1 protein-coding gene is annotated in these 1319 nt (G+C 67.1%); it reads right to left on the bottom strand.

Annotated features, from left to right (window positions below):
* Positions 1 to 33: 33 nt before the first annotated feature.
* Positions 34 to 1182, bottom strand: a complete 1149-nt coding sequence (locus KBX71_RS33395; protein ID WP_210821669.1) for an IS30 family transposase — start codon at positions 1180 to 1182, stop codon at positions 34 to 36.
* Positions 1183 to 1319: the final 137 nt, after the last annotated feature.

The raw sequence follows: 1319 nt of genomic DNA on the forward strand, positions 1-1319 counted from the left end.
CTTGAGTTCCAGGGATCGTCGCAACACGGTGGGCTAGTTCTGGGCTGACGCCAGGAGTTTAGACAGGCACTCGGTTGGGCTCTCCCAGCCGAGTGCCTTCCTGGGGCGGGCGTTTAGTTCGGCAGCGACGGCGGCCAGGTCGTCGGCCGTGTAGCCCGACAGGTCCGTTCCCTTCGGGAAGTACTGGCGGAGCAGGCCGTTTGTGTTCTCGTTCGTGCCTCGCTGCCAGGGACTCGCCGGGGTGCAGAAGTAGACCGGCATTGAGGTGGCCTTGGTGAACTGGTGGTGCAGTCCCATTTCGCTGCCCTGGTCCCACGTCAGCGAGCGTTTCAGCCCGGCCGGCAACGGGTTCATCGTGGCGATCAGGGCGTCGCGCATCTGGGCTGCCGACCGGTCGATGGGCAGGTGCACCAGCAGTAGGTAGCGGGTGGTGCGTTCGACGAGCGTGCCGATGGCGGAACCTTGGTCCTTGCCGATGATGAGGTCACCTTCCCAGTGGCCGGGCACGGTGCGATCCGCCACTTCCGCCGGTCGTTCGCTGATCATCGTCATCGGCGTCGAGTAGCGCGGCTGTCGGCGGTTCGCCATGCGGCGAGGCTTGCGCCGGATCCGGCGGGTGCGTAACTGACTGGTCGTGACCTCGCGGCGTAGTCCGCCGCGGCTGGGCATGTAGATGGCCAGGTAGATCGTCTCGTGTACGAGGTGCATGTCCGGGCGGTCGGGATACTGCCGGCGGATGCTGCGGACGATTTGCTCCGGGCTCCACTTCTGGTCGAGGCAGTCCTGCACGAACTCGCGCAGCTCGTTGTGGAGCGTCAGCTTCCCCGGTTTCGGGCGGGGCCGCCTGGAGGCGGCGCGGGCCTGAGCGGCGTGTGGCCGGTAGTCGCCGCTGTCGGGGTGCCCGTTGCGGCGCACCTCGCGGCTGATCGTGGCGGGGTCTCTGCCCAGTTCTTTGGCGATGGTCCGCAGCGACGCCTTCTCCCGGAGGCGGTCGGCGATGTGGATGCGTTCGGCCTCGCTGAGGTACCGGGAAGACAACGAAGCCCGGGTCACCGGCGCATTACGCGCTGGTGACCCGGGCTTTCTCTGCGTTGGGGCGCGGCCGTTGCGCCAACCTCGTGCGGTCCGGCAGTGCACGCCCACGACCTTGGCGGCTTCGCGGCTGCTGTACCCCTCTTGCATGAGCTGGAAGTATGCCGCCCGCTCACGAACGAGCCCGCGGCCTACTCCCGCCGATCCTGAACTCCGGTCCTTGCGCTGCTCGAACTCCATGACACCCCATCGAGGTAGGGGTGTTGCAACGACCGGTGGAACTCAAG

This window comes from Micromonospora sp. D93 (genome assembly GCF_018070365.1).
In the GTDB taxonomy this organism is placed as follows: domain Bacteria; phylum Actinomycetota; class Actinomycetes; order Mycobacteriales; family Micromonosporaceae; genus Micromonospora; species Micromonospora ureilytica.